This window comes from Bradyrhizobium sp. CCBAU 11361 (genome assembly GCF_028128935.1).
GTDB lineage: Bacteria > Pseudomonadota > Alphaproteobacteria > Rhizobiales > Xanthobacteraceae > Bradyrhizobium > Bradyrhizobium niftali.
In genome coordinates, this window is sequence record NZ_LBJZ01000186.1 from 149,393 (window position 1) to 156,562 (window position 7,170).

A 7,170-nucleotide genomic window follows, 5' to 3' on the forward strand; every position below is an offset into this window, starting at 1 on the left:
ATGAGGTTCGACGGTCGCAAGGCGCTTCGCGTACGGATGGATCACAAGCAGGCTGTCAATCTGATGGGCTCGGACGGCACGTGGCGACGCAGCTGCGTCCTGCTCGACGTGTCGCAGAGTGGCGCCAAGATCGAGGTCGAAGGCACGCTCGACGTCCTCCAGGCCAAGGAATTCTTCCTGCTGCTGTCGTCGACGGGTCTCGCCTACCGCCGCTGCGAACTGGTGTGGATCGACGGCACCATGGCCGGCGTGCACTTCATCACCGCAGACGGCAAGAAGAAGCCGGCGAGCGCAAAAGCTGCTGCTGCGCCAAACTCCATTCCGAGCAAATAGGCTCCCGAATTCATCAGCTCATTCAATGTCATCATAGTCCCGGTCCGCCGTGCAGAGTGCCCGAACCATATCCAGCCCCGTCAAAGGCGACGGCGGCATCCGAAAGGCGGAAGCGGCTCGCCCCTTCGTGCATGTGCTGGCCGATTCCTCCGACAAATTGGCAAGCGTCTGCTCGATCCTCGAACAGCAGTTTACCGTCGCCGGTGAACGGCTCGATGCGGAAGCCAAGCTGTCGCAAGTGCCATTCGCATACGTCATTCGCGCGGAGCTGCGTGACGTCTGCAACATCGCGGCCATCAAGAAGCGGGCCGCCAAGCTGGCGAGGGCCACGAAACGTGTCTTCCTCGTCGAGCACTCCGCTCACGTGAGTATCTCGCAGGCCTACGCGCTGGGCGCCACGCTCGTTCTTCCCGGGACGATCAACAAGATCAATCTGCTGACGGCGCTGGCTGACCCGGCCGAACCGGCCTCTGCGGCCTTATCGAGCGACACCCCGCAGCCGGACAACGCCGTGGAAGCCGCGGCGACCGCCATCGCATCGATGTTCACGGCCGTCACGCTCGGCGAGCCCCTTGATGTCAACGGCACAAAAGAGGTCGGCCGCAAGATTGCCGATCGCATCAGCGAACACGGTCTGTCCGAATGGCTCACGACGGTGCGGCGCCATCACGAGGGAACCTACCAGCATTGCCTGCTGGTGACCGGCGTTGCGATCGACTTCGGGCTGAGCCTCGGCGTCGGGCGAGCCGACCTGGAGCGCCTGTATTCGGCGGCCATGTTCCACGACATCGGCAAGGCCCAGATTCCCCTTGCGATCCTGGACAAGCCCGGCCGCCTCGACGCCGAGGAGCGCGCCATGATCGAGACCCATCCGGTTGCCGGCTACGAATTTCTCAAGAGCCACGAGAAGATATCGCCCGAGATTCTCGATGCCGTGCGGCATCACCACGAATATCTCGACGGGAGCGGTTATCCCGACGCGCTGTGCAGCGAGAGCATCAATGACGTCGTCCGCATTCTGACGATCTCGGACATCTTCGCCGCGCTGATCGAGCACCGGCACTACAAGCCGACAATGCCGCGCACCGAGGCTTACAACATCCTTTGCGGGATGACCGGAAAGCTGGAGAAGGCCCTTGTAACCTCGTTCAAGCAGGTTGCGCTCACGCGATGACCGCGCAGGCGGGGCGATCCCGCAGCGAGGACCTCGTTACGAACCGCGCTTAGTGCGTGGCCCGGTATTTGGCGCGATACGGAATCGACCGGGAAGCCAGTCCTTCCGCAAGCAGCTTCATGTCCTCGCGTCTGCCGCTGCGGATCAGCTTGCCGAACTCATCGGATGTGAAGGGAAGATTTGGATCGTCATCGATCGGGTACCTCGGTCGCGGACCGAAGAACCGTCGAACCAGGCTAGCCAGCCGCCGCATGTCAATTCCCTCGCGCCAGCAACAAACCTTTCACTGCGCGTATTGTTCCTCCCGTGCGTTCGAGATTGCAAGAGCCACTAATGGCTCGGCATCAAAAAATATTCTCCTCCCCGCCGCCACAGTCAGCTCTCCGCGTCAGTGACTTCTCGCGCTAGTCGGCAAAGCCGACATAACGCACGAAATCGTCGTTGTGCTCGCGATCCGAGCGCACCGCGTTGGCGGCAAAGCCGCCGTCGGGATAACCCATCGCGACGCAGGTCATGATCACCTCGTCTTCGGGGATTCCGGCAACCTCGCGTACGATATCGGAGCGCATGATGCCCTGCCCGTTGATCACCGAACCGAGGCCGCGGTCCCAGGCTGCGAGCACGATGCCGTAGCAGAGCGCGCCGAGATCGAAATGGCAGACTGCGCCGGGATCGAGCACGCGGTCATAGGTCAGGACCAGCGAGACCGGCGCGTCGAACTGGCGGAAGCCGCGCAGCACCCAGTCCTGGCGCATCGGCTTGTCGTCACGCGCGATCCCCATCGCGCCGAACAGTTTCTTGGCGATGTCGACCTGCCGCGTGCGATGCACGCCCTGGTACTCGCCATGGCTGATGATGTCGCGCTTGACCCTGGCGCCGGCGATCATCTCTTCCATGTTGCGGCGGCGCACCTCTTCCAGCGGACGGCCTGTCAGCACGTGGACGTGCCAGGGCTGCGTGTTCATCGACGACGGCGCGCGCTTGGCACTCTCGATGATCGCTTCGATCACCGCACGCTTCACCGGCTTGTTCTTGAAGCCGCGCACGCTGCGGCGCGACTGGACCAACGCTTCGAATTCCAACTCGAGACCTCCCTGCCCGTTCATTCCGCGGCATTGCCGTTGCCGATGCGGCGCGCGAAATCTATGCTAAGCCGCAAGCAAGACCAAGAACCCTGGCAAGAATCCCGTGAGGACCCGCAAATGGCCGCACCGCTCGATCCCGTCATCGCTCAGATCATTCCGCTGCTGCCGCTGCGCGATCCCACCACGATGACGCCACAGAGCGCCCGCGATTCCTTGCGCGCACTGGCTGCCGCGCGCGCGGCCGTACCGCCGCCGCCGGTCGAGACCGTGCAGGATATCAAGGTCAAAGGCGGCGCCGGCCCGCTCGATGCACGCGTGTACCGGATCGGCACCGATCCCGCGCCGACCGTGGTGTTTTTTCACGGCGGCGGCTGGGTCGCGGGCGACATCGAGACCCATGACCGGCAGGCGCGCAACCTTGCGATCGAGACCGGTGCGGTCGTCGTCTCCGTCGACTATCGTCGCCCGCCGGAGATGCGCTTTCCCGGCGCCTTCGAGGATGCCTTCGCCGCGGTGAGTGACATCTTCAACCGCGTCGCGGAATTTGGCGGCGTCGCAAAACGCCTCGGCGTTGCCGGCGACAGCGCCGGCGGCAATCTCGCGGCCGCCACCGCGATCGCCTGCCGCGACGCCGGCATCAAGCTCGCCGCGCAGCTCCTGGTCTATCCCGTGACCGACGTCCTCGGCGCTTACGCCGATGCGCGCGAGAACGCGCGCTATCCCTCGCGCGCGGAGAATGCCGACGGCTATTTCCTCACGCGCGCCACGATGGAATGGTTTTGCGGCCATTATCTCGCCGAACCCGGCCATGCCAAGGACTGGCGGGTCTCACCGCTGCGCGCTGCATCCCTTGCAGGTGTCGCACCCGCGGTCGTGACCACCGCCTGGTTCGATCCGTTGCGCGACGAGGGCGCGGCCTACGCGCGGGCGCTCGAAGCCGCCGGCGTCCGGGTCAGGCATCATGAGGGTCCCGGCCTGATCCACGGCTATTTCGGCCTGGGCGACGCCTCGGACGTCGCCAGGGCCGAGGCGCAGCGCGCGCGGGCCGACTTCAAGGCGCTGCTCGTGCGGGGCGTGTGATCACGTTGCGATCAGGCCCGACCGATTTGCCAGCTCATCTCGTCCGTCTCTTCATCGGCTTCGTCGCCTCGCTGGCGCCGGTCGCGGCCGTCTCCGCCGCACCGCAGACGGTCTATTTTCGCAGCGCCGACAACCGCACCGCGCTCGTCGGCTACCTGTTCCAGCCGACGACGCCGGGCCCCTGGCCTGCCGTCGTCATGCTGCATGGCCGCGGCGGCCCCTACTCCAGCAACAACAATTCCGGCTGCACGTCCGTCGGCGCCGGTACCGCTTCGCCCTGCGACGCCACCACCCTGTCCAAGCGCTACAGGATGTGGGGCGAATATTGGTCGGCGCACGGTTACCTTGCCTTGCTCCCGGACAGTTTTGGCCCGCGCGGCAAGGCGCACGGCTTCGGCCGCTTCACCCACGACGATCCTGACCGTGCCGACGTCAACGAACTGACCGTGCGCCCGCTCGATGCCGAGGGGGCGCTCGCTTATCTGCGCGGGCGCAGCGACGTGATCGGCAGGCAGGTCTTCCTCCAGGGCTGGTCCAATGGCGGCAGCACCGCACTGAACGTGATGATCCGGCAGGGCGACAAGACAGCCGGTTATCGCGGTGCGCTCGTGTTCTATCCGGGCTGCGGACGGAAGGCACAGGTCGCGCCGACCATCTCCAGCGCCGCTCCAATCGCGATGTTTCTCGGCGCCGACGACGAAGAGGTCTCGCCGCAGACCTGCCAGCAATTCGCCGACCGCTCGCGGCAGGCCGGAAGCCCGATCGACGTCACGGCCTATCGCGGGGCAACCCACGGTTTCGACGAGCCCTCGTCCCGGCGGCAGTAGACGCCCGGGAATCCGGCGGCGATGAACGACGCGCGCATCAAGGCCATTGCCGCCCTCGACCGCTGGAAAAATGAACCGCACGAAGACGCGTCGGCGCCGATCCTGCTTGATTGCGCCACGATTCCCGGCTCCAATCCGCTCGCCATTTCTGGTTTAGGGAGACACCCATGATGAAGCGGATTTTCCTCGCAGCGATCGTCGCGACCTTTGCAGCGGGATCGGCCTTCGCGCAAGAAACCTGCGAGAGCAAGGCGGTCGGCAAGGACGGCAAGCCGCTCGCAGGCGCAGCCAAGACCTCGTTCCTGAAGAAGTGCAAGGCCGACGCCTGCACGCCCAAGGCCGTCAGCGCCGACGGCAAGCCGCTGGCCGGTGCCGCCAAGAACAGCTTCATGAAGAAGTGCGAGGTCGGCGCGTAAGACGCTGAGAATTCGCTGCTTCCTTAGCGAACAATCGCTCCACAAACTCGTCATGCCCGGGCTCGTCCCGCCTGCGCGGCCAAAGCCGCTTCGGCGCGGCGACGGCCCGGGCATCCACGTTTTCCGGTGCATGTGAATGATCGTGGATGGCCGGGACAAGCCCGGCCATGACGGCACTTGACTTGCAACCGGTTCGACCCGGTCGCGAATGCCCCCTTTCGGGCATGAGCATAGCCGGACATCGGCTCACGATTTCTGCTATATAACCATTCAATTTCCCCGAGCATGGGGGTGCATCTTGAGCAGTGAGCACGTCGAGCGGCGACTGGCGGCTATTCTGGCGGCGGATGTCGCTGGCTCTTGCCGCTTGATAGGGATCGACGAAGAAGGCACGCTGGCGCAACTGAAAGCTCTTAGAAAGAAGCTTTTCGATTCCAAAATCGTTGAGCATCACGGACGTGTCGTCAAGAATACAGGCGACGGCGCCCTCGTTGAGTTCGGGAGCGTCGTGGATGCCGTACGCTGCGCCGTCGAAATTCAGTGCGGTATGGCTGAACAGAATATCGATGTGCCGAAGGTCAAGCGGATCGAATTCCGCATCGGCATTCACGTCGGTGACGTCATTTTCGATGACAACGACATCTTCGGCGATGGCGTCAACATTGCTGTCCGCCTTGAGGGCATCGCCGAACCGGGCGGCGTCTGCATGTCCGATGATGCCTATCGGCAGATTCGGGGCAAGGTCGAGATTGCCTGCGATGATATGGGACCGCAGCCCCTCAAAAATATTGCCGAGCCTATACGGGCCTGGCGGGTTCGGCTGACTGGTCAAATCCCTTCCGTAGTAGAATCAGGTTCGGCTGTGAGCCAACCTCAGGCGCTCCCGCTTCCCGACAAGCCGTCCATCGCCGTGCTGCCGTTCCAGAACATGAGCGGCGATCCGGAGCAGGAATATTTTGCGGACGGGGTAGTGGAGGAAATCATCACAGCGCTGTCTCGTTTCAAGGCGCTGTTCGTCATCGCCCGCAACTCGAGCTTCACATACAAGGGGCGCGCAGTCGACGTGAAGGTGGTCGGGCGCGAGCTTGGGGTGCGCTACGTGCTGGAAGGGAGTGTTCGCAAGGCGGCAAATCGAGTACGCATCACGGGACAGCTCGTCGATGCCGCCACTGGGGCACATCTTTGGGCAGACCGGTTTGATGGTGGTCTCGGCGACATCTTCGATCTGCAGGACCAGGTGACCGAGAGCGTTGTCGGGGCGATTGCGCCGGCGGTAGAAAAGGCCGAAATCGAGCGTGCCAAGCGCAAGCCGACCGACAGCCTCGACGCCTATGCCCTCTATTTGCGCGGTTTGGCCAAGTTTTATCAGTTTGCTGGCCGGCAAGCGAACGACGAGGCACTGCGCCTGTTCAACAGCGCGATCGAGCTCGACCCGGATTTTGCGGCCGCCTACGGTCGTGCCGCCTCTTGCTACCTCATTGCCAAGACCAATGGCTGGTTTTCAGGCACTCCGAATGAGATTGCCGAAGTAAAGAGGCTCGCTCATCGGGCGGTTGAGTTGGGCAAGGATGACGCGATAGCGCTCGCCACCGGCGGGTATGCATTAGTGTATGTCGTTCGCGATCCCGGGGTAGGCGCCGCCTTAATCGATCGCGCGCTTGTGCTCAATTCCAATTTGGCCGAGGCATGGTTTTCGGGCGGCTGGGTAAAAGTCTTTCTCGGCGAGCCGGAAGCGGCGATCGAGCGCTTCGCGCGTGCCATGCGCTTTAGCCCACTTGATGCGCGGGTGAACGGGATGCGAGCGGGGACCGCGCATGCAGATTTCTTCCTGGGCCGCTATGATGAGGCCACATCGTGGGCGGCAATGGCATTGCAGGACAAGCCGGACTATCAACCTGGATTGCGCATCGCCGCCGCGAGCAACGCAATGGCCGGACGGCTGGACGAAGCACATAAGGCAGTGGCTCGGCTGCGGCAACTGAATCCCGCGCTACGTGTTTCCACTCTCAAAGACGTGTGTGGCCCTTATCGGCGTGCCGAAGACCTCTCGCGATACCAGGAAGGATTGCGGCAAGCCGGGCTGCCCGAATGACCATCACGGCCAGGTGCTCGCCCGGTCGCGACGAGTCGATCGAGTGAGTGCGACTTCCGTTCCTGGCCGATCGCGTCATTTCGACGTGCTGCGGAATTTGGTCGCTATCGGGGCATAGCGGACTCTAGCAGGCCGACCGACCGGCAGATTTATGGGTTCACGG

The 7,170-nt window shown here is 63.6% G+C and carries 8 protein-coding genes; 7 read left to right on the top strand and 1 reads right to left on the bottom strand.

Annotated elements, in window-relative coordinates:
- Entirely contained in the window at nucleotides 1–333 is a 333-nt protein-coding gene (locus XI08_RS27465; RefSeq protein ID WP_271576760.1) for a PilZ domain-containing protein, read from the top strand.
- 49 nt (nucleotides 334–382) lie between these two features.
- Nucleotides 383–1,507, top strand: a complete 1,125-nt coding sequence (locus XI08_RS27470; RefSeq protein WP_271576761.1) for an HD-GYP domain-containing protein — start codon at nucleotides 383–385, stop codon at nucleotides 1,505–1,507.
- A gap of 404 nt (nucleotides 1,508–1,911) precedes the next feature.
- Here XI08_RS27470 and XI08_RS27475 read toward each other — a convergent pair whose 3' ends face one another.
- Nucleotides 1,912–2,589: a nitroreductase gene (locus XI08_RS27475; RefSeq protein ID WP_271576762.1), complete on the bottom strand. Its 678-nt coding sequence runs from the start codon at nucleotides 2,587–2,589 to the stop codon at nucleotides 1,912–1,914.
- A 120-nt stretch (nucleotides 2,590–2,709) separates the two neighbouring features.
- Here XI08_RS27475 and XI08_RS27480 point away from each other — a divergent pair, with 120 nt between their 5' ends.
- The 5 genes from XI08_RS27480 to XI08_RS27500 all read left to right on the top strand — a co-directional run bounded on the left by XI08_RS27480 (nucleotide 2,710) and on the right by XI08_RS27500 (nucleotide 7,007).
- Nucleotides 2,710–3,672, top strand: a complete 963-nt coding sequence (locus XI08_RS27480; protein WP_271576763.1) for an alpha/beta hydrolase — start codon at nucleotides 2,710–2,712, stop codon at nucleotides 3,670–3,672.
- A 26-nt stretch (nucleotides 3,673–3,698) separates the two neighbouring features.
- Nucleotides 3,699–4,499: a dienelactone hydrolase family protein gene (locus tag XI08_RS27485; RefSeq protein ID WP_271576764.1), complete on the top strand. Its 801-nt coding sequence runs from the start codon at nucleotides 3,699–3,701 to the stop codon at nucleotides 4,497–4,499.
- A gap of 21 nt (nucleotides 4,500–4,520) precedes the next feature.
- Nucleotides 4,521–4,670, top strand: a complete 150-nt coding sequence (locus tag XI08_RS27490; protein WP_271576765.1) for a hypothetical protein — start codon at nucleotides 4,521–4,523, stop codon at nucleotides 4,668–4,670.
- Nucleotides 4,667–4,915: a hypothetical protein gene (locus XI08_RS27495; protein WP_038970146.1), complete on the top strand. Its 249-nt coding sequence runs from the start codon at nucleotides 4,667–4,669 to the stop codon at nucleotides 4,913–4,915. The genes XI08_RS27490 and XI08_RS27495 overlap by 4 nt, the downstream gene beginning before the upstream one ends.
- A 298-nt stretch (nucleotides 4,916–5,213) precedes the next feature.
- Nucleotides 5,214–7,007, top strand: coding sequence for an adenylate/guanylate cyclase domain-containing protein (locus XI08_RS27500; RefSeq protein WP_271576766.1), 1,794 nt, complete (start codon nucleotides 5,214–5,216; stop codon nucleotides 7,005–7,007).
- Nucleotides 7,008–7,170: the final 163 nt, after the last annotated feature.